Raw genomic sequence first — 18901 nt, 5'->3', positions numbered from 1 at the left:
ATGGCCAACCTCAACGTCACGTACGAGGAGATGACCGAGGCCGCCGGCCGGCTCGACACCGGGCGCGACCAGATGACCACCACCCTCACCGACCTCCGCCGCCTCATCGACCAGCTCGTGGCGAACGGCTTCCAGACCCAGATGGCCTCTGGCGCCTTCGACGACACCTACGAGAAGTTCACCAACGGCACCACCCAGGCCGTGGAAGGGCTGCAGGGCCTGTCGCAGTTCCTGCGCTCGGCGGCCGAGGCGATGCAGAAGACCGACGAAGAGCTCGCCAAGGCGATCAGGCAGTAGCGATGGCCGACCTGCTCGTCGACACCGGCATGCTGCAGGAGCTCGACAGCGCCCTGAAGCTCATCGTCGACACCCTCGACGCCGCGGGCGGCATGAGCCGGTCGACGGCCCACGCCTGCGGCGACGGGGAGCTGGCCGGCGTGCTGATCGACTTCGCCGACGACTGGGAGGACACCAGGGAGGACATGCTCGAGGCGGTGCGGTCGATCAGCGACGCCGTTCACCTCGTCTCCGACGGCTTCGACAAGCTCGACAGCGAACTCGTGCGCACCCTGGCGGGCCTGGCGAATGGCTGAGCTCGGCCCGCTGCCGGGCGATCCCGACGTGGTGCAGCGCGACGCCACCCAGTACCTGCGCACCGCGGAGGCCATCGCCCGGGCCGCCGAGCAGCTCAGACAGCTCTCGGGTGACGGCTTCCGCAGCCACGCCGTGTCGGCGCTGGTCTCGAGCGCCGGCGACGCCGCCTCATCGATCACGCAGGCGCACGCGCGCTACGACGAGGCCTCCCAGGCGCTGCTGGAGTACGTCACGCCCATGCGCGACGCCCACGACCGGGCCCGGATGCTCACCGCGGCCAGCCACGACCTCACCGCCCGCGCAGACGAGGTGCGATCCCTCTTCGTCGATGCCGACCAGCAGGCTCAGCTCCCCGGCCCCGAGCAGGCGGCCGCCCTCGCCCGCGCCGAGCAGCTGCGCTCGGAGTGGGAGCAGCTTCAGCGCGAGCTCTCGCAGGCGGAGTCGGAGTGGAACGCCGCTCGAGATCAGCTCAGGCACGCGGCCGCGGTGGCGGCGGCGCGCATCCATCGCGGCAACGAGTTCGGCGACCTCAACGACAGCTTCTGGGACGACCTCGGCGACCTGTTCGACATCGTTCAACTGGTGGCGAATATCCTCTCGGTCGTGCTCAAGATCGTGTCGCTCGTGCTCACCGTGCTCGCCGTGGTGTTCGCCGTGCTCGCGGTGGTGATGCCGCTGTTCGCGGCTGTCGCGGCGGCGCTATTCGGCTACGCGCAGCTGGTCAACATCGCCATCGCCCTGCTGGCGCTGCTGCAGTTCGCCCTGAACGGGTTCCACCTGCTCGACCTGGTGGTGGCGGGCCTCGCCGTGCTCGCCGCCTTCGGCGGGGCGGCGCTCGGCACCGCACTCGGTGCCGCGGCGAAGTCGGCGGCGGCCGGGGCCACCCGCATCCTCGGGGAGGCGGCGAGCTCGACGATCGGCGAGATCGCGAAGCAGGCCGTGACGAAGGGTGTCGAGGCGGTCACGGACACGGTGGTCGACGGCGTGCTCTCGCTCGGCGGGAGCGAGGCGCGGTCGATCTACGACTCGCTCGACCCGCTCGCGGGCGACTTCCTCGACGCGAGCTTCGGCGAGGGTGTCGACTCGTTCACCTCGACGATGGAGGGGCTCGGCGAGAAGGTCGGCGCCGACTTCGCCGAGGGCGTCGACGCGAGCGGACTCGGCTCGGCGATCACTGCCGCCGCCGACTTCGGCCGCCCGGCCGCCGCGGCGCTCGGCTCCACGTTCGACTCCGTGTACACGACGGGGTCGAGCATCGCCGACGCCGTCGGCCGTGCCGCGAGCTCGGTGCAGCAGACTCTCGACCAGGGCGCGCGCGACGCGCTCGCGCCTCTCGCGGGCAGCGGCTTCGAGCACGTCGCCGAGCGGCTGCAGCACGATCTCGGAGGCGTGCTGGGCGGGCCCGACGTCGGCGACCGGGTCGGCAACCTGGTGAGCGGCGCCCTCGGCGACGTGCTCGGCGGGCTGCCCGGGGGCGACCAGCTGGCCCACGCCGCGGGCGACGGCTTCGGGGGGCTCGCACAGCGGCTCCACGATGCGTCGGTCGATCCGAAGCTCGCCGCCGTCGCGACGGGGGGTGCGACCCGTGGGTGAGTGGGGGTTCAGCCTGGGGCTGCCGACGGGGTGGCACGAGGTGCCCGCGGCCGGGGCGGGCGAGGCCCGCACGGCTCTCGCGGCCACAGGCCCGGCTTCGACGGGTGATGCGGAGGCGGATGCGGTGCTCGCGCGCGCACACCGGTTCGCCTCGGCGCAGGGCCGGCCGGCACGTCGCCACTTCGTGTATCTCGGCGGGTCGCAACCGGTGAGGGCGAGGGCGTGGGCCTTTCTGGAGCTGCTGCCCAGAGGCGGGGTGAGCATCGCGGAGTTCGCCACGGCGGCTGCCGCCACCCCCGCGGCGGGGGCATCCTCCCCGGCGGCAGACTCGCCGTCGGCCGGGCCGCGGTTCTACCGCCGCGAAACGGAGCAGGTCGAGCTGGCCGGCCTGCCGTGCGTGGTGGTGCACGACGTCGTGGAGCCGGGTGGAGCATCCGCTCGGGCGTTGCAGCAGCGGCTCGTCGCCACGATCTTCCCCGACGACCCCGCGATCGTCGTGCGGTTCGAGCTGTCGAGCCCCGATCTGCTCGTGTTCGACGACTTCGTGCGCTCCGGCGTCGAGTTCGCGAACACGCTGCGTCTTCACGAGGAGGCACCCGCATGAGCGACGAGTCGGCAGCACGAACGCGACGCACCCGCGAGGGCGGCTTCGACTTCGCGCTGCCGGGAGACTGGTGGGCGGTGCCGGTGGTCCACGCCGACGAGACCGAGCGCGCGGTCGCCGCGCTGGTGCGTGAGACGGTGGGCCGCCGCGACGAAGACGCCACGGCCCGCGCCGAACTGCGCAGCCGCTTCCTGTTCGCCGCCGATCGCGCCCGCGCCGCCGGCGCCACGCAGCTGCACCTGTGCCGCGAGGTGATGCCCGGGGTGCCGCTCCCGGCGACACTCACCGTGTACCACCCGCGGCTCACGCTGAGGCGCCTCGCCCCGACCCCGGCCGCCGCGCTGCGGGCCGTGCTCGGAACGGTGCGCGAGCCGTCGGGGCCGTCCGAGCCGGGCCGCGACCCGGGCGGCGACCCGGGCGGCGACCCGGGCGGCGAGGTCGCGCCCGACGCCGACCTCGAGCTGCCGTGCGGCCCCGCGGTGCGGCGGGTGCGCGAGGTGTCGGCACCCGCCGACTCACCCGAGGCGGGTCTCACCACCCTCGAGGTCGCCTACTACCTCGCCACCCCCGGCGACCGCGTGCTGCTGCTCTCCTTCGCCTGCGGCCTCCCCGCCCTCGCCGAGCAGCTCACCGAGCTCTTCGACCTCGTCGTGGCCACCGTGGCGTGGGTGCGAACGCCACCGCGAGGCTGAGGCGCGTTCCGCGCCCGCGGCCCGCCATCCCGACCCGCATCCTGAGCCGCTCCGGCGGCCGGAGCGCGCGTCAGCGCGGCACGTCAGCGCGGGGCCTCAGCGCGGCACGTCAGCGCGGCCCGTCAGCGCGGCCCGTCAGCCCGGGGCGTCAGCGCGAGGTGCATCGGCGGGCGCCGCACCCGCCGACGCCGCGGGCCGCCCGCGCGCGATCGACACGCTCACCACTGCCGCCACCGCGCACAACCCCGCAGCGCCGAACCAGGCGAGCGTGTACTCCCCCGTCGAGTCGCGCACGACTCCCGCGACCGTGGCGGCGATCGCCGCCCCCACCTGGTGGGCGGCGAACACCCACCCGAACACCACGGGGCCGTCGGCCCCGAACACCTCCCGGCAGAGCGCGACGGTGGGCGGCACGGTGGCCACCCAGTCGAGCCCGTAGATGACGACGAACACGATGATGGGCGGATGCACGGCCTCCGACAGCAGGAACGGCAGCACCAGCAACCCCAGCCCCCGACCCGCGTAGTACACGGCGAGCAGGATGCGCGGGTTCACGCGGTCGGTGAGCCAGCCCGAGGCGATGGTTCCCACGATGTCGAAGACGCCGACCACCGCGAGCAGCCCCGCGGCCGTGGTCTCGGGCATGCCGTGATCGTGGGCGCTCGGGATGAAGTGCGTTCCCACCAGCCCGTTCGTCGTCGCGCCGCAGATGGCGAAGCCCGCCACCAGCGCCCAGAAGGTGCGCCGCCGGGCCGCCCGCGCGAGCGTGCCGAGCGCGATGCGCGCGGGGTTGCCCACCGCCCGGGGCGCAGGCGCCCAGTCGGCAGCCGCACCGAACGGCGTGATGCCGAGGTCGGAGGGCCGGTTGCGCAGGAACAGCAGCACGAGCGGCACCACCACGAACGCACCCACCGCCACGAGGAGCGAGGCCTGCTGCCACCCCTGCTGCTCGACGAGCACGGCGATGAAGGGCAGGAAGGCGAGTTGTCCGGTGGCGCTCCCCGCCGTGAGCACGCCGACGACGAGCCCGCGCCGGCGCACGAACCACTGGTCGGCGACGGTGGCGGCGAACACGAGCGCCATCGATCCGGTGCCGAGCCCGATCATGACGCCCCAGGTCAGCACCAGCACCCAGGGCGCGGTCGCGTAGATGCTGAGCGCCGCCCCCGCTCCCACGAGCAGCAGTGCGGCGGTGGTGACCGCGCGCATCCCGAACCTCGCCATGAGCGCGGCGGCGAACGGCGCCATGAGCCCGTACAGCAGCAGGTTCACGGTGACCGCGAGCGAGAGCTCGGTGCGCGACCAGCCGAACTGCTCCTCGAGCGGCAGCATGAGCACGCTCGGCGCGGCCCTGAATCCCGCGGCGCCCACCAGCGCGAGAAAGGCGACCGCCGCGACGATCCAGGCCGGATGCACGCGGCGGGTTCGGAGGGCTGTCGACACTCCCCGAGTATCGCACCCGGGCGGATTCCGGCGGGCCGTGCCGGGCAGTCCACCTGCAGTTCGACGGCCTCGCCTCCGCGCTCGCAGCCCGGCGGTCTCGCCGGTCGGCAGGCCACCGCGACCCGTCCTGGCTTAGGCTAGCCTCACCTGCCCTGAACGACACCCCTGGCCGACAGCCCCGCCACACCCCGCGCCCCGCACCACCACGCCCCGAGGAGGCCCACCGATGAGCGCCGACCTCGACAGCCTGCGCCTGCCCACCGGCGCGGAGCGGGCGAAGGCGGCAGCATCCACCGGCATCGCCCGCAGTACCGCGTCCCGCCTCGGCATCCTCGTGGCCGCCCTGCTGCTGCTCGCCCTGGTCTCGGTGGCGAGCCTGTTCATCGGCTCGGGCGGCTTCTCCCCCGGGGTGGTGTGGCGGGCCCTCACCGAAGGCGGCACCGACACCACCTCCGTGCTCATCACCGACTTCCGGGTGCCGCGGCTGCTGCTCGGGCTCGTGGTGGGCTGCGCTTTGGGACTCGCCGGGGCCGTGATGCAGGCGGTCACTCGCAACCCGCTCGCCGACCCCGGTATCCTCGGCGTGAACTCCGGCGCCTACTTCGCCGTGGTGGTCGCCGTCGCGGTGCTGGGCACCGCCGACCTCTCGAGCTACATCTGGTGGTCGTTCGCCGGCGCCGGCATCGCCGCCGTCGTGGTGTACCTCATCGGCTCCCGCGGCGGCGGGGCCACCCCGGTGCGACTGGTGCTCGCCGGTGTGGCGCTCTCGGCGGCCCTGCAGGGCGTCACGTTCTCCATCACCATCCGCAACCCCGACATCTTCGACAAGATCCGGTTCTGGCAGGCGGGCTCGCTGCAGAACCGGCAGCTCGACACGGTGCTCGGCATCCTCCCGTTCTTCGTCGTCGGCGTGCTGCTCGCCCTGCTCGTCGCCCGCTCGCTCAACGTCGTCGCGCTCGGCGACGACCTCGCCACCTCGCTCGGCGCTAAGATCGTGCGCACCCGTCTCATCTCGGTCGTGGCCATCACATTGCTCTGCGGCGCCGCGACCGCCGCCGCCGGGCCCATCGCCTTCCTCGGCCTCATGGCGCCGTTCATTGCCCGCGCCATCGTGGGCCCCGACCAGCGCTGGGTGCTCCCCCTCACCATGGTCTTCGCTCCCCTCGTGTTCGTCTCCGCCGACGTCGTCGGCCGCGTGATCGTGCAGGGCGAGATGCCGGTGGGCATCGTCACGGCCTTCGTCGGCGCCCCCGTGCTCGTGCTGCTCATCCGCCGTTCGAAGACACAGGGCCTGTGACCGCCCGCCGCAGCTACCGGCTGGGCCCGGTGAGCGGTGTGCTGCATCCGCGCACCCTGGTGGTGGTGGGCGTGCTGGTCGTGGTCACCGCCGCCGTGGGCGCGTTCTCCCTCACCCAGGGCGAGTACCCCATCCCGCTCGACCAGCTGCTCGCCGCCCTCGGCGGCACGGGTTCCGACGGGGTGCTGCGCATCGTGCTCGACTGGCGCCTGCCGCGCGTGCTCCTCGCGGTGCTCGCCGGGGTCGCGCTCGGCCTCTCCGGCGCGCTGTTCCAGTCACTCACCCGCAACCCGCTCGGCAGCCCCGACATCATCGGTTTCAACTCCGGCGCGTTCTCCGGCGCCCTGCTCGTGGGGCTGGCGGCAGGCGGCAGCTACCTCGCCACTGTCACCGGGGCCCTGCTCGGCGGTCTCGTCACCGCGCTGGTCGTCTATCTCCTCGCCTTCCGCCGCGGACTCCAGGGCTTCCGACTCGTCGTCATCGGCATCGCGGTGGGCGCCGTGCTGAATGCCCTGAACGACTTCATCCAGCTCCGCGCCGACCTCAACGTCTCCATCGCCGCCGCCAGCTGGAGCATGGGCTCCCTGTCGGGTCTCGGCTGGGGCGAGGTGGTTCCCGTGGCCATCGCCCTCGCCGTCATCGTGCCGCTCGTCGCCCTCACCGCCGCCCGGCTCCGGATGCTCGAACTGGGCGACGACGCCGCACGCGCCCTCGGCGTGCCGCTCGAGCGCACCAGGCTCGTGCTCCTCGTGCTGGGCGTCGCCCTGGTCGCGACGGTCACCGCAGTCACGGGCCCGATCATCTTCATCGCCCTCGCCGCGCCCCAGATCGCGCGCAGGATCACCGGCGCCCCTGGGCTCCCGCTCGTGCCCGCTGCGGCGATGGGCGCGGCTCTCCTGCTCGCCAGCGACGTCGTCGCCCAGCGCATCATCGCCCCCGGCCAGCTCCCCGTCGGCGCCGTCACCGTCACGCTCGGCGGCGTCTATCTCATCGCAGTGCTCATCTCTCCCGCAGGAAGGCGGTGACCGTGTCTTCTCGTCTCGAGGCGACCTCCCTCCGCGTCGGCTACGACCAGCGCACCATCATCCCCGAACTCGACGTCGCCGTTCCCGACGGGTCGTTCACCGTCATCGTGGGCCCGAACGCCTGCGGCAAGTCGACGCTTCTGCGCTCGCTCGCGAGGCTGCTGAAACCGAGTGCCGGCCGGGTGCTGCTCGACGGGGGCGACATCGCGAGGCTGCCTTCGAAGGAGGTCGCGAAGCGGGTCGGTCTGCTGCCGCAGACCTCGATCGCACCGGAGGGCATCTCGGTGATCGACCTCGTCTCCCGCGGGCGCTACCCGCACCAGACCATCCTGAAGCGCTGGTCGCAGAGCGACGAGGATGCGGTGGCCAGGGCGATGGAGGCCACCAACGTCACCGAGCTCTCGGGCCGCACCGTCGACGAGCTCTCCGGCGGTCAGCGGCAGCGTGTGTGGGTGGCCATGGCCCTGGCCCAGGAGACCCCGCTGCTGCTGCTCGACGAGCCGACGACCTACCTCGACATCACCCACCAGGTGGAGCTGCTCGAGCTGTTCACCCGGCTCAACCGCTCGGGTGATCGCACCTTGGTCGCCGTGCTCCACGACCTCAATCAGGCGGCTCGTTACGCCACGCATCTCATCGCCATGCGCGACGGGGCGATCGTCGCGGAGGGCGCGCCCGGTGAGATCGTGACCGCCGAGCTCGTCGAGGAGGTGTTCGGGTTGCGCTGCCGCATCATCGACGACCCGGAGTCGCACACGCCGCTCGTGGTGCCGCTGGTCGGGGCGCACTGAGTCGGGGCGCACTGAGTCGGGGTCGTCCGTCGTTATCCCGTCGTGACTTACTCAGGGTAGCCTTACCTACATCCCTCGTCGTCTCACCCGAAAGACTCCTATGCGCCCCCTTCGCCGCTCGCTCGCCGGCATCGCCCTCGTCGCCGCCTCCGGTCTCGCACTCACCGCATGCTCGGGCACCACCTCCGCCACCACCGAGACGCCAGCCGCCGACGGCTCGTCGAGCACCGTCGACACGCTGTTCGGCGAGATCGCCGTCCCCGCCCCGAGCGACGACCTGAAGGTCGTCGCCCTCGGCTGGTCCGACGCCGAGATGGCACTGGCGCTCGGCGTCACCCCCGTCGGCGTCTACTCGTGGCAGGGCTTCACCGCCGGCGAGAAGGGTGTCGGCCCCTGGGCGACCGAGCTCTTCGGCGACGTCACCCCCGAGCTCATCGAGAGCACGGGCGACAGCGTGAACTTCGAGCAGATCCAGGCGCTCGACCCCGACCTCATCCTCAACACCCGCTCGGCCGGCGACGAGAAGGAGTTCCAGCGTCTCTCCGAGATCGCGCCGACGGTCTACGCCCCCCAGGGAACCGCGGCGTTCGCCACCGCGTGGGATGCGCAGCTCGAGCAGGTGGGCGCCGCCCTCGGCAAGAGCGACGAGGCGGCAGCCCTGGTCGACGAGACCAACGCGGCGATCGACGAGGCGGCTGCCGCGCATCCGGAGTTCGCCGGACTCACCACGGTGGCGGGCACGAAGTTCGGCGACGCCTACGGGGCCTACCTCGCCGGCGACGGCCGCTTCGACCTGCTCGCCCAGCTCGGCTTCGTGCAGAACCCCGCCGTGCTCGAGCTCGAGCCCGCCGGGTTCTTCGCCAACGTCTCGGCCGAGCAGATCTCCTCCCTCGACGCCCAGGTCGCCGTGCTGCTGCCGATCGGATTCACCGCGGCCGAGACCACGGCCGACCCGCTCATCCAGACCCTTCCCGTGGTGAAGGACGGTCGCGCCGTCGTGCTCGACCCGAACGACGAACTCACCATGGCCTACAGCGCCGCCTCGGTGCTGAGCATCCCCGTGGTGCTCGAGGGCCTGGTGCCCCAGCTCGCCGACGCCGCCGCCAAGGTGCCCGCGAACTAGCGCCGGGTCGGGCCGGTTCAGAAACGCAAACGTGGCGTCGCCCGAGCCCGTGAGGGCTGCGGACGACGCCACGTTTGCGGTTTCGAACCGGCCTTTCGGCGTCTCCGGGCTCACGGTCGCTGCGCGCGCGGCAACCCGGCCACGACGAGGTCGTAGGAATTGATGACGAGGTCGATCACCAGCTGGTGGTCGACCTCGTCGCCGTTCAGGGCGACGGTCACCCAGTGCCGCTTGTTCATGTGGTAGCCGGGGCGCACCCAGGCGTGGTCGCGCACGAGCGCCTCACCGTGCGGCGGCGCGACCTTGAGCGTCACGGTCTCGGAGCCCACCGGGGCGTCGAGCGGGACGATGGCGAACACCTTGCCCACCACCTTCGCCACGGCGGTCTCGGGCCCGAACGGGCGCTCGTCGGTGGTGGCGGGAAGGCCGGCGCACAGCTCGAGGACCTGCTCGCGTCCGAAGCTCTCGGTCATGGGCCGAGCGTAGCGCGGGGATGCGACATCGCTTCCACCGAATAGGTTTAGCTTAGGTTAGGATGCCCTAAACTGAAGGCATGTCGACCCAGCTCACCGTCACCGAGGCCGGATGGTTCACCCCGACCATCCGCCGCGTCACGTTCCACAGCGACGACCTGTCGGCGTTCGAGGGGAGCCGCTTCACCGACCGCTACGTCAAGCTCCTGTTCCCGAAGCCCGGGGTCGACTACCCCGAGACGCTCGACCTGAGGGCACTGCGCGGCAGCATGCCGCCCGACCAGCTCCCCGACGTGCGCACCTACACCGCACTGCGCCCCGACACCGCGGCGGGAACGCTCACCATCGACTTCGTCGTGCATGGCGACACCGGCGTGGCCGGCCCCTGGGCAGCGGCCGCGCGCCCGGGCGATACGCTGGTCGTGAACGGGCCGGGCGGCGCCTACCGCCCCGACCCCGCTGCCGACTGGCACCTGCTCGCGGGCGACGAGTCGGCGGTGCCCGCCATCGCCGCCGCCGTGGAGGCGCTCCCCCGCGACGCCGTGGCCCGGGTCATCCTGCTGGTCAACCGCGAGGGCGCCGAGCCGCAGCTCGACCTGCCCGCGCACGGCACGGTCGAGCACCTCTACCGGCACGCCGCCGACGGCACGGATGCTCCTGCCGACGCCCTCGAGATCGCGGTGCGCGCCCTCGACTGGCCCGAGGGCCGCGTTCACGCCTTCGTGCACGGGGAGGCGGAGGAGGTCATGCACGGCATCCGCCCCTACCTGCTCAGGGAGCGCGGGCTCAGCCGCAGCCAGGTCTCGATCTCGGGCTACTGGCGGCGGGGCCGCACCGAGGAGGGGTTCCGCCAGTGGAAGGCCGAGCTCGCGAGGGCCGAGGCGGAAGCGGAGGCCGAGGCCGCCACCGCGTCGAATGCCGGCGTCGCGCCCGGCGCGGCAGCCTGACGTGCCCGCCGCCCTGGCCGCGACCGCTGCCGACTTCGCCGCAGCCGCCCACCTGCTCGTCGACTTCAATCGCGAGTACGACGATCCGGCTCCCGAGCCGGCCTGGCTCGCCGACCGGCTCGCCGCCCTCTCCGCCGCGGGCGACACGAGCGTGCTCCTCACCGGGGAGCCTCCGCTCGGCGTCGCGGTGCTCCGCTTCCGCGAAAACCTCTGGCAGCCGGTCCTCGAGGCCTACCTGGCCGAGCTCTACGTCGCCCCGCAGCACCGCGGCCGAGGGCTCGGCACCGCCCTCCTCGACGAGGTGATCGCGCACGCGCGCTCCCGCGGAGCCGGCTACCTCGACCTCAACACCTCCGAAGACGACCTCGCCGCTCGGCACCTCTACGACAAGCGCGGGTTCGACTGCCACGAGGGCCGTGGCAGCGGCCCCCTCGCCGTCTACTACGAGCTCGACCTGGGCTGACGCGTCGAGGCGTGCCCGCGCATCCGCTCATCTCCCCCCGCCGCACCCGTCAGGAACGACGAGAGCCGCCCCCGATGCGGGAGTGGCTCTCGTCGTTCGTGGCGGCTCGGCTCAGCCGCCGATGGTCTCGGCGTCGATGACGAAGCGGTAGCGCACGTCGCTCGCGACCACCCTGTCCCACGCCCCGTCGACCTCGGAGGCCGCGATGGTCTCGATCTCGGCGGCGATGCCGTGCTCGGCGCAGAAGTCGAGCATCTCCTGGGTCTCGCGGATGCCGCCGATGTTCGAGCCGGCGATGATGCGCCGGGCGCTCGTGAGAGAGAACATGCTGAACTGCTGCGGGTTCTCTGGCAGACCGACGAACACCAGCGCGCCCCCGGTGCCGAGGAGGCCGAGGAAGCGGTCGAGGTCGATGTCGGCCGAGACCGTCGAGATGATGAGGTCGAAACTGCCGCGCAGGGCGCGCAGGCTCTCGGGGTCGCTGGTGGCGACGTACTCGTCGGCGCCGAAGCGCAGTCCGTCGTCCTTCTTCGACAGGCTCTGGCTGAGCACGGTGACGTGGGCGCCGAGCGCGTGGGCAATCTTCACGCCCATGTGGCCGAGGCCGCCCATGCCGACGATGCCGACGCGCACGCCGGGGCCGGCCTTCCAGCGCCTGAGCGGCGAGTAGAGCGTGATGCCCGCGCACAGGAGCGGGGCGGCGACGTCGAGGTCGAGCGAGTCGGGGATGCGCACCACGTAGTTCTCGTCGACGACGATCTGCCGGCTGTAGCCGCCCTGGGTGCGCACGCCGTCGTGGCCGACGGTGCCGTAGGTGTAGATGACGCCCTTCTGGCAGAACTGCTCCTCTCCGGCGAGGCACTCGGCGCACTCGCGGCAGGAGTCGACGAAGCAGCCGACGCCGACGCGGTCGCCGACCGCGTAGCGGCTGACCCCCTCGCCGACCTCGGAGACGATACCGGCGATCTCGTGCCCGGGGGTCAGGGGGTACTCGGTGGCACCCCACTCCCCGCGCACGGTGTGGATGTCGGAGTGGCAGATGCCGGCGTAGGCGATGTCGATGCGCACGTCGCCGGGTCGGAGGTCGCGTCGCTCGACGGTGCCGTTCTCGAACGGACCGGTGGTGGAGGTGGCGACGAGGGCGGGAACAGAAGTAGGCATGGGTCAATTATCCCGTGGTCGGGAGACATTCGCTCGATCACGATCGTCCCTGGGCTCGACTCGTCTGGTTCCGATGCGCTCAGGTAGGTGACGTCGCTGCTGTCGGCGATGCTCTCTGTCGCCCGCTCGGGTGCCGGTTCGAAACCGCAAACGTCGAGCCGTCCACAGCCCTACCGGGCTCGGATGGTGCGACGTGTGCGGTTTCGAACCGGGTCGGCAGTCTGAGGGCGAACAGGGGACCACCAATCTCGATGTCGGAGGGTGCTCGTAGCGTCGCAGCATGACCGGCCCGGGATTCGCGACCATCGACTTCGAGACCACGGGCCTTCAGGCCGGGCGGCACCGGGCGGTGGAGGTGGCGGTCGTGCACTCCGACGCCGACGGCACCGTCACCGGCCGGTGGGACACCCTGATCGACCCGGGCGAGGGGATCGGGCCTGGCCCCACGCGCATCCACCGCATCACGGCGGCGCAGTTGCGCGCGGCACCTCGCTTCGCCGAGATCGCGCCGAGTCTCGTGGGGCTGCTCGCCGGGCGGGTGATGGTGGCGCACAACGCCACGTTCGACCGCCGCTTCCTCCTCGCCGAGCTGGCCGCGGCGGGCCATCGCTCGTGGGCGCCGGCCGCCACGCTCTGCACCCTGCAGCTGTCGCGGCAGTTCCTGCCGCACGGGCCGCGGTCGCTCGCCGCCTGTTGCGCGGCGTTCGCCATCGAGCTGAAGGGAGCGCACCGCGCCTCGGTCGACGCGCTGGCCACAGCCCGCCTGCTCGGCGCCTACCTCGACCACTCCCCCGCCCGCGACGGCTGGAACGAGCTGCTCGCCCGAGCCGCCGCGCAGCCCGCGCCAGCCGGCGCACGGGTCTCCGGCATCGGAATCGACGCCGACGCCACCTGGGTGCCACGCGAAAGGGCCGGTGGCGGCGTCTTCGCCGCACCGGCCCTGCCCTCCTTCGGCTTCGCCCTCGGGTGAGGCGCGGCCGAAGGCCGGCCCGTGGCTCAGCCGAGCCGCGTACCTCCGGCGTTCGAGCCGACCAGCTCGGGTTCCTGCGCGGCGGGGGCCGTCGTCACCGGGTTCTCCGTCGTCGATCCGCTCGCTGCGGCCGCCGCGGGCACAGGGTGCTGCTCGCGCTGCACCTCGGCCGCTTCGTCGGCGCCCAGGTGGTCGTCGACGCTCATCGTCGACTCGTCGAACGGGCGCTCGCCGGCCAGCACGGCCGTCAGCTGCTCCCGGTCGAGCTCCTTCGTCCAGGTGCCGACGAGCAGGGTGGCGACGGCGTTGCCGGTGAAGTTCGTGAGCGCACGGGCCTCCGACATGAACCGGTCGATGCCCACGATCACGCCCACGCCGTCGACGAGGTCAGGGCGGTGCGCCTGGAGTCCGCCGGCCAGGGTGGCGAGGCCGGCGCCGGTGACCCCGGCAGCACCCTTCGACGCGATCATCATGAACAGCAGCAGCGAGACCTGCTCGCCGATCGAGAGCGGGGTGCCCATGGCGCTGGCGATGAACAGCGACGCCATGGTGAGGTAGATGGCCGTGCCGTCGAGGTTGAACGAGTAGCCGGTGGGGATGGTGATGCCCGCCACGGGCTTCGACACCCCCGCGTGCTCCATCTTCGCGATGAGCCGTGGCAGCACCACCTCGCTCGACGAGGTCGACACGATGAGCAGGTACTCGCGGCCGAGGTACTTCATCATCCGGAAGATGTTCACCCGGCCGACGAGCCAGAGCAGCGAGCCCAGCACGACCACGATGAACAGGGCGCAGGTGATGTAGAAGGCGATCATGAGGGTGCCGAGCGCGACGATGGCGCCGAAGCCGGTGTTGCCGACCACTGCGGCGATGGCCCCGAAGGCGCCGAGCGGCGCGACCCACATGATCATGGCGAGGATGCGGAACACCAGCGCCTGGATCTGCCGGATCGCCCCGAGGATGGGGGTGCCCTTCGTGCCCATCTTCTGCAGGGCGAAGCCCACGAGCAGCGCCACGAACAGCACCTGCAGGATGTTGCCGGCCGTCAGCGACGACAGCAACGAGGTCGGGATGATGCCGAGCAGGAACTTGGTGGTGGTCGCGGCCTCCTTGGTGCCGGAGGCGTCGTAGCTGGCGTTCGCGATGTCGAGGCCCGCGCCGGGGTGGATGATGTTCCCCACCACGAGCCCGATGCCGAGCGCGAAGGTCGACATCACGATGAAGTAGCCGAGCGCGAGGCCCCCGACCTTGCCCACCGTCGCCGCTTTGGCGATGGAGCCGACCCCGAGCACGATCGTGCAGAAGATGATCGGGGCGATCATCATCTTGATCAGTGCCACGAAGGCGTCGCCCACGGGCTTCAGCTGCACGGCGAACTGCGGGGCGGCGAGACCGACGATCGCGCCCGCCAGCACGGCGACGATCACGGCGATGTAGAGGTAGTGCGACGACCCCAGGTGCCGGCGGCGGCGGGGTGCGGTGTCGGTGGTTCGTGATCGGAGCGCCATTGCTTCCCTCATTCCTCGAGGCGGAACCGCCTGAGACGGATTCCTGTGATCGGATGCGTGACGCCCAGCTTCAGCGCCCGCCCCTGCACCGGGAGCCTTCTGTTCATAGTGTTCGCGCCGGGCTCGCCCCACGCACCGTGCTGCGCGCCTACAGTGAGGATGCAGGCGAGGAGGCGGCAGGAGGTGGGCGTCATGCGACGGTGGAGCATCGCGACGAGGCTCTTCGTGTCGCAGCTCGTCGTCATCCTGGTGCTCACCGGGGCGGCCGTGCTGGCGAGTTGGGCCGACGCGCGCGCCGACGTCGAGCGCGACGCCGCGGCCAGGTCGCTCGCCGTCGCCGAGACCATCGCCCACGACCCGTTCGTGATCGAGGGGGTCGCCTCTTCAGACCCCACGGCGACCCTGCAGCCCTACGCCGTCGACATCATGGACTCGGCGGGCATCGACTTCATCACCATCATGTCGCCCGAGCGCATCCGCTACACCCACCGCGACCCCGCCGAGATCGGCAAGCAGTTCCTCGGCACCATCGACCGGGCGCTCGCCGGAGAGTCGTTCACCGAGACCTACACGGGAACGCTCGGCCCCTCCGTGCGCGCGGTCGTGCCCATCGAGGATGCGGGCGGCAGGGTCGTCGCGCTGGTCTCGGCGGGCATCACCGTGTCGAACACGCAGGTCGCGCTCGGCGGCCGCATCGCGACGGTGCTTCTCGCCGCCGCGGCAGCCCTGGCGCTCGGCGCGCTCGCCTCCTGGGGCGTCAGCCGGTACCTGCGGCGGGTCACCTGGGGCCGCGGCGCCGAGGAGATGAGCCGCATGTTCGCCTACTACGAAGGTGTGCTGCACTCCATCGGCGAGGGGCTGCTGCTGCAAGACGCCTCGCGCCGGGTGGTGCTCTACAACGATCGCGCCGCCGAGCTGCTCGGCCTCCCCCGCTCGAGCGACGGCGCGCCCGTCGCGGTGTCGGAGCTGCCGCTGGCGGCTCCCGTCGCCGCCGCGCTCATCTCGGCCGAGGTCGCTGTCGACGAGATCGTGGTCACCGACACGCACGTGCTGGTGCTCGATCGCGACCGGGTGGTGTCGACGCCCGAGTCCGGGCGCGCCCGTGGTCGCGCGCAGCTCGTCGGCACCGTCACGACGCTTCGCGACCACACCCGGTTGCAGGAACTCGCGGGCGAACTCGACACGATGACGACCCTCTCCGACGCCCTGCGCTCGCAAACGCACGAGTTCGCCAACCGCCTGCACACCATCGTCGCGCTCATCGAGCTGGGTCGCGCCGCCGAGGCGGCAGAGCTCGCCTCCTCGCAGCTGGCCGTGAGCCAGCAGCTCGCCGACCGCATCCTCACCGCCCTCGACGAACCGGTGCTGCTCGCACTGCTGCTCGGCAAGGCGCCGCAGGCCGCCGAGCGCGGCGTCACCCTCGAGCTGGTCATCCCCGGTCGCGTCGACGTGGGCGGGCTGCCGCCGCACGAGCTCATCACCATCGTCGGCAACCTCGTCGACAACGCTCTCGACGCCGTGGCGGGCACCGAGCATCCGGTGGTCGAGGTGGGGATCGGGGCGGATGCGCGGGGTACGTTCCGCATCGAGGTCTCCGACAGCGGGCCGGGGCCGGGCGAGCGGCTCGCCGAGAGCGTGTTCGGCCTCGGTGTGACGACGAAGACCGGCGAGGGCCACGGCATCGGCCTGGCACTGGTGCGGCAGGCGGCACGGCGACTGGGGGGCGAGGTGACCGTCGAGGGTTCGCGGTTCACCGTGACTCTGCCCGTTCCCGCGGAGTCGGTGCGATGAACGGCGAGGGGCCCGCCGGCAGCGCGCCGTCGCCCGACATCCGGGTGCTGGTCGTCGAAGACGAACGGCTCACCGCGGAAGCGCACGCGGCCTACCTCGCCCGGCTCCCCGGCTTCGCGGTCGCGGCGACCGCCGGATCCGGAGCCGAGGCGATGCGGGCGGTGCGCGCCGCCGTCTCGGGGGCCGCGCCGGCCATCGACCTCATCCTGCTCGACGTCAACCTTCCCGACACCACCGGCATCGAGTTCTGCCGGTCGCTGCGCGCCGCCGGCGTCGAGACCGACGTCATCGCGGTCACGGCCGTGCGCGACGCGTCGGTGGTGCGCTCTGCCGTCTCGCTCGGCATCGTGCAGTACCTCATCAAGCCCTTCGGCTTCGCCGCCTTCGCCGAGAAGCTCGAGTCGTACCGCGACTTCCACGCGCGCATCGCAGGCGGAACGGTGACCGACCAGCAGGAGGTCGACTCCACCTTCGCCGCCCTCCGCCGCGACCATGGTGCCCCGCTGCCGAAGGGGCTCACCGCTGAGACGCTCGAGCGGGTGCGCGGGGCGTTGCGCGAGGCCGCGCCCCTCGGCGTCTCGGCTTCGGAACTGGCTGCCTCGCAGCAGGTGTCGCGCGTGACCGCACGACGGTACCTCGAGCACCTCGCCGACACCGGGGCCGCGCGCCGCGAGCAGCGCTACGGCACGCCGGGGCGGCCCGAGGTGGAGTACCGAGCCCGGGCCAGAACCCCCGGCGCGGAAGGTTGAGGACCGCGGGCTCAGTGCCCGAGCGGCGCTCCCTCTGCCGCGACCCCCGCTGCACCGTCGATGACGGCCTCGTCGCCCGGCGCCACGTTCGCGGGCCGCCGCACGAAGAACGAGGCGACGACGCCGCCTAGCGAGATGACGGCACCGCACAGGAACGCCGCCTTCACCCCGGCAGCAGTCGCACCGACCTCGCTCGCACCCGCGGCGGCGGTCGACGCGGTGACACCCGCCATCACGGCGATGAACAGCGCGGTGCCCGCGGCACCCGCCAGCTGCTGCACGGTGCCGATGGTCGCCGACCCGTGCGAGTACAGCTGCGGGGTGAGCGAGCCGAGCGCCGAGGTGAACAGGGGCGTGAACATGAGGGCGAGACCGACGCTCAGCGTGATGTGCGCGGCGAGCACCCACCACATCGAGGTGTTCTCGTTCACCAGCGTGAGGCCCCAGAGCACACCGCTCACGATGAACGCGCCGGGCACGAGCAGCGGCGTGGGGCCGACCCTGTCGTAGATGCGGCCGACGAACGGCGCGAGCACGCCCATCACCAGGCCGCCGGGGAGGAGCAGCAGGCCGGTGGTGAGGGCGTCGAGCCGCAGCACGTCCTGCATGAAGAAGGGCAGCACGATGACCGTTCCGAACAGCGCCATCATGCTGATCGCCATCATGACGATCGCGACGCCGAAGGTGCGCGAGCGGAAGGTGCGCAGGTCGAGCAGGGCGCGCGAGCGGCGCTGCAGCGAGATCTGGCGCCAGACGAAGGCACCGAGACCCAGCACACCCACCGCAAGCGGAACCCACGACGACACCGGGTCGCCGGCGCCCTCGCCGAGGTTACTCAGGCCGAACACCAGGCCGCCGAAGCCGAAGGCCGAGAGCACTACCGAGACGACGTCGATCGGCGTCGGCCGCGGCTCGGTGACGTTCTGCACGCGCAGGAAGCCGAGCACGAGCGCACCGACGGCGATGGGGAGCACGAGGATGAACATCCACCGCCAGGAGAGGGTGCTGAGGATGATGCCCGAGATGGTCGGGCCGAGCGCCGGGGCCACCGAGATGACGATGGAGATGTTGCCCATGGTGCGCCCGCGCGTGGCCGGCGGCACCAGGGTCATCACCGTCGTCATGAGCAGCGGCATCATGATGGCGGTGCCGCTGGCCTGCACCACGCGACCGACGAGCAGCATCTCGAACCCGGGCGAGGAGGCGGCGATGAGCGTTCCTACGCTGAACAGCGACATCGCGGCGATGAAGATCGGCCGCGTGTTGAAGCGCTGCAGCAGGAACCCGGTGATGGGGATGACGACGGCCATGGTGAGCATGAACGCCGTCGAGAGCCACTGTGCGGCGACCTCGGTGATGCCGAGGTCGGTGACCAGGTGCGGGATGGCGACACCCATGATCGTCTCGTTGAGGATGACGACGAAGGCCGAGACGAGCAGGAGGTTGATGACGAGCTTGTTGCGGCGCGCGAGGCGCGCCTGGTCGTCGGGCGGGGCGGTGTCGGCGGCGAGTGCTGTGGAGCCGGTGATGCTGTCGGTCACGAAGAGATCCTGTCGAGGCGCGGAGGAGGGCAGGGTGGAAGGCGGTGAGGAGACGAGGGGCTATCGGTGTGCAGCGCGCGTGGGGCGCCCGATATTCCGCGAAGGCGGCATCCTGTGGATGTGAACAGCGTCCACA

At 72.0% G+C, this 18901-nt stretch carries 19 protein-coding genes; 14 read left to right on the top strand and 5 right to left on the bottom strand.

Annotated elements, in window-relative coordinates:
- From ABFY20_RS05870 to ABFY20_RS05850, 5 genes are read left to right on the top strand one after another with little or no spacing between them, the layout of a single operon-like run.
- Positions 1-297 carry a WXG100 family type VII secretion target gene (locus ABFY20_RS05870; RefSeq protein ID WP_368499005.1) on the top strand — a complete coding sequence of 99 codons (297 nt, stop codon included), beginning with the start codon at positions 1-3 and terminating at the stop codon, positions 295-297.
- A gap of 2 nt (positions 298-299) precedes the next feature.
- Positions 300-593 carry a hypothetical protein gene (locus tag ABFY20_RS05865; protein ID WP_368499004.1) on the top strand — a complete coding sequence of 98 codons (294 nt, stop codon included), beginning with the start codon at positions 300-302 and terminating at the stop codon, positions 591-593.
- Positions 586-2187, top strand: a complete 1602-nt coding sequence (locus ABFY20_RS05860; protein WP_368499003.1) for a hypothetical protein — start codon at positions 586-588, stop codon at positions 2185-2187. The genes ABFY20_RS05865 and ABFY20_RS05860 overlap by 8 nt, the downstream gene beginning before the upstream one ends.
- On the top strand, positions 2180-2791 hold the full coding sequence (locus ABFY20_RS05855; protein ID WP_368499002.1) for a hypothetical protein: 612 nt from the start codon (positions 2180-2182) through the stop codon (positions 2789-2791). Before ABFY20_RS05860 ends, ABFY20_RS05855 begins: the two co-directional genes overlap by 8 nt.
- Positions 2788-3483 (top strand): hypothetical protein, encoded by a 696-nt coding sequence (locus ABFY20_RS05850; RefSeq protein WP_368499001.1) that lies wholly within the window; start codon positions 2788-2790, stop codon positions 3481-3483. The genes ABFY20_RS05855 and ABFY20_RS05850 overlap by 4 nt, the downstream gene beginning before the upstream one ends.
- A gap of 135 nt (positions 3484-3618) precedes the next feature.
- Here ABFY20_RS05850 and ABFY20_RS05845 read toward each other — a convergent pair whose 3' ends face one another.
- Positions 3619-4926 (bottom strand): MFS transporter, encoded by a 1308-nt coding sequence (locus ABFY20_RS05845; protein WP_368499000.1) that lies wholly within the window; start codon positions 4924-4926, stop codon positions 3619-3621.
- A 226-nt stretch (positions 4927-5152) separates the two neighbouring features.
- Here ABFY20_RS05845 and ABFY20_RS05840 point away from each other — a divergent pair, with 226 nt between their 5' ends.
- The 4 genes from ABFY20_RS05840 to ABFY20_RS05825 all read left to right on the top strand — a co-directional run bounded on the left by ABFY20_RS05840 (position 5153) and on the right by ABFY20_RS05825 (position 9162).
- Positions 5153-6223: a FecCD family ABC transporter permease gene (locus tag ABFY20_RS05840; RefSeq protein WP_368498999.1), complete on the top strand. Its 1071-nt coding sequence runs from the start codon at positions 5153-5155 to the stop codon at positions 6221-6223.
- The gene (locus ABFY20_RS05835; protein ID WP_368498998.1) at positions 6220-7248 is read left to right on the top strand and encodes a FecCD family ABC transporter permease; all 1029 of its coding nucleotides are present in this window, start codon (positions 6220-6222) and stop codon (positions 7246-7248) included. Before ABFY20_RS05840 ends, ABFY20_RS05835 begins: the two co-directional genes overlap by 4 nt.
- Entirely contained in the window at positions 7245-8039 is a 795-nt protein-coding gene (locus tag ABFY20_RS05830) for an ABC transporter ATP-binding protein (protein WP_368498997.1), read from the top strand. The genes ABFY20_RS05835 and ABFY20_RS05830 overlap by 4 nt, the downstream gene beginning before the upstream one ends.
- A 100-nt stretch (positions 8040-8139) precedes the next feature.
- Positions 8140-9162: an ABC transporter substrate-binding protein gene (locus tag ABFY20_RS05825; protein WP_368498996.1), complete on the top strand. Its 1023-nt coding sequence runs from the start codon at positions 8140-8142 to the stop codon at positions 9160-9162.
- Between the two features lie 110 nt (positions 9163-9272).
- Here the strand turns inward: ABFY20_RS05825 and ABFY20_RS05820 are convergent, their stop codons facing one another.
- Positions 9273-9635 carry an MmcQ/YjbR family DNA-binding protein gene (locus ABFY20_RS05820; protein ID WP_368498995.1) on the bottom strand — a complete coding sequence of 121 codons (363 nt, stop codon included), beginning with the start codon at positions 9633-9635 and terminating at the stop codon, positions 9273-9275.
- 80 nt (positions 9636-9715) lie between these two features.
- Here ABFY20_RS05820 and ABFY20_RS05815 point away from each other — a divergent pair, with 80 nt between their 5' ends.
- Positions 9716-10582 (top strand): siderophore-interacting protein, encoded by an 867-nt coding sequence (locus ABFY20_RS05815; protein ID WP_368498994.1) that lies wholly within the window; start codon positions 9716-9718, stop codon positions 10580-10582.
- A 1-nt stretch (position 10583) separates the two neighbouring features.
- Positions 10584-11045 (top strand): GNAT family N-acetyltransferase, encoded by a 462-nt coding sequence (locus ABFY20_RS05810; RefSeq protein WP_368498993.1) that lies wholly within the window; start codon positions 10584-10586, stop codon positions 11043-11045.
- A 111-nt stretch (positions 11046-11156) separates the two neighbouring features.
- Here ABFY20_RS05810 and ABFY20_RS05805 read toward each other — a convergent pair whose 3' ends face one another.
- Positions 11157-12206: an NAD(P)-dependent alcohol dehydrogenase gene (locus ABFY20_RS05805; RefSeq protein WP_368498992.1), complete on the bottom strand. Its 1050-nt coding sequence runs from the start codon at positions 12204-12206 to the stop codon at positions 11157-11159.
- A gap of 280 nt (positions 12207-12486) precedes the next feature.
- On the opposite strand from ABFY20_RS05805, the gene ABFY20_RS05800 reads away from it, so the two are divergent.
- Positions 12487-13176 (top strand): exonuclease domain-containing protein, encoded by a 690-nt coding sequence (locus tag ABFY20_RS05800; protein ID WP_368498991.1) that lies wholly within the window; start codon positions 12487-12489, stop codon positions 13174-13176.
- 26 nt (positions 13177-13202) lie between these two features.
- Here ABFY20_RS05800 and ABFY20_RS05795 read toward each other — a convergent pair whose 3' ends face one another.
- Positions 13203-14684 carry a cation:dicarboxylase symporter family transporter gene (locus ABFY20_RS05795; protein ID WP_368498990.1) on the bottom strand — a complete coding sequence of 494 codons (1482 nt, stop codon included), beginning with the start codon at positions 14682-14684 and terminating at the stop codon, positions 13203-13205.
- A 192-nt stretch (positions 14685-14876) separates the two neighbouring features.
- Between ABFY20_RS05795 and ABFY20_RS05790 the strand changes: the two genes are divergently transcribed.
- Together ABFY20_RS05790 and ABFY20_RS05785 are read left to right on the top strand one after the other, a co-directional pair.
- Positions 14877-16475: an ATP-binding protein gene (locus tag ABFY20_RS05790; protein ID WP_368498989.1), complete on the top strand. Its 1599-nt coding sequence runs from the start codon at positions 14877-14879 to the stop codon at positions 16473-16475.
- Complete coding sequence (locus ABFY20_RS05785; protein ID WP_368498988.1) at positions 16472-17224, top strand: response regulator; 753 nt, start codon at positions 16472-16474, stop codon at positions 17222-17224. The genes ABFY20_RS05790 and ABFY20_RS05785 overlap by 4 nt, the downstream gene beginning before the upstream one ends.
- An 11-nt stretch (positions 17225-17235) precedes the next feature.
- Here the strand turns inward: ABFY20_RS05785 and ABFY20_RS05780 are convergent, their stop codons facing one another.
- Complete coding sequence (locus ABFY20_RS05780; RefSeq protein WP_368498987.1) at positions 17236-18765, bottom strand: MDR family MFS transporter; 1530 nt, start codon at positions 18763-18765, stop codon at positions 17236-17238.
- Positions 18766-18901 lie beyond the last annotated feature (136 nt).

This window comes from Herbiconiux sp. A18JL235 (genome assembly GCF_040939305.1).
Classification (GTDB): Bacteria; Actinomycetota; Actinomycetes; order Actinomycetales; family Microbacteriaceae; genus Herbiconiux.
The sequence above is the reverse complement of the archived record's forward strand: the minus strand, read 5'-3'. Positions and strand labels throughout refer to the sequence as shown.